This is a genomic window from Okeania sp. SIO2C9 (assembly GCF_010672455.1).
GTDB lineage: Bacteria > Cyanobacteriota > Cyanobacteriia > Cyanobacteriales > Microcoleaceae > Okeania.
This window is the reverse complement of sequence record NZ_JAAHGO010000226.1, coordinates 1-1409: the sequence shown is the minus strand read 5'-3', so window position 1 is coordinate 1409 and position 1409 is coordinate 1. Positions and strand designations below refer to the sequence as shown.

2 protein-coding genes and 1 pseudogene are annotated in these 1409 nt (G+C 38.8%); all 3 read right to left on the bottom strand.

The window, feature by feature from the left end:
• On the bottom strand, nt 1–667 hold a 667-nt coding region (locus tag F6K23_RS40500; protein WP_367267976.1), incomplete at its 3' end, for an RAMP superfamily CRISPR-associated protein.
• 53 nt (nt 668–720) lie between these two features.
• Nucleotides 721–1146, bottom strand: a complete 426-nt coding sequence (locus F6K23_RS40495; protein ID WP_293166858.1) for a hypothetical protein — start codon at nt 1144–1146, stop codon at nt 721–723.
• Between the two features lie 2 nt (nt 1147–1148).
• A pseudogene (locus F6K23_RS40490) lies at nt 1149–1409 on the bottom strand (type III-B CRISPR module RAMP protein Cmr4); the annotation flags it as partial.

Here is a 1409-nt window from a genome sequence, read left to right as displayed (position 1 = left end):
TACTGGTTTTGCCGCCTAACCCCCGACTTAAGGCTTTTTTGAGTAAAGTTTCAACTTCTTTCCAGTTAATAGTAGAATCAGTACTACTAAACTGAAAAATTAGGGTGGGTTGGGGAAGACTAATCAGTGCGATCGCAGTTGTTCCATCCTGATTTTGCACTTGCCGAGTTTGTTGAGGATGGACGAGATCTAAAATAGAGTAGCGAGTCTCTCTCATTCTTTGACCATTTTGCACAATTGGAACAGTGTGTTTTCCCGTCCAGTCCCCAACAGGATAAGCACCATGAAATCTTAAAATTCCCTGTTTCTCCGTACCACCACAATAGTGCTGTTTTTGTTGCTCATCATTGCAGACTCGGCGAAACAATCCCTTAATGCTGCTTCCAGGAATAAAGGGAATCCCATTTTTTCCTAAAGTAGGACGACCAATTGTATCTTGACCGCAGTTGGTGAAGAGTCGATAAGGAAATTTAACTGGAATGCAATAAACTGAACCATATAGTCCTGATTTTTTGATATTCGATAAATTTTCATGTTGATAAGGTTTGCCAGTTTGTTGTGGATTAACCCATTCTTTAAGCCATTCTTCTCTATTTTCCCGGTCAGGAACAAATTGTAAGTTACAATATTCTTTAACTTGGGCGCGAAACATTCTGGGAACTTCCATTACTCCTCCTCCTTTTCAATTGAAGCTTAGCTAGGACAAAGCGAAAGTAAAAATTACTTGTTATTATTAGTTACTAACGATTTATAACGCTGTGTCCACCACACCAAAGAATCACACAGTTGGGTCAAAATAGACAAGGCAATTTGCTGATTCTCTGGTGAGATTCTCCATAACGCATCTGCCATAGCATCCACGTCTTGATGTTGAGGTAAATTCACCTCACCTTCCTTAAGAATCGCAACTAATTCATTCCAAGTATTCCGCCAATAATTAGCTTTTGCAGACTCTTTGTCTTCCAATCTCAATTGCTCTCCCCAAAAACGTTCTAGTCCATAAGCGACAGTTTGACGCATTTTGTGAGATTCTTTGATGAGAATTTGAGTTTCTTTAGCAGGTAAATTAGCTTCTATAGCATCAGCTAGTTGTTGTTTGACCAATTTTCTTGCCCGTTCATCTAAGCCATAAAATTCCCAAGTCATTTTTAGTTCTCTCCTTGAATATATTGTCCAGACAAAGTGACTTTACACCGACCAAATCCAATAGATTCTAGCCCTCCAAAATACATTTCCTTGGAGAAAGAGCCTGAAGAATTATGCCACTCCGTTGATTCTAAATAAGTTGTCCAATTTTCTTGAGATGACTTGACGGCGATGGGAAAAACTAAAATACTTCCTTCTGGCAAAGCTTCTACATTAAAAAAGCCTTGACCGTCAACAATTTTTTCATTATCTTTTAAACGCAC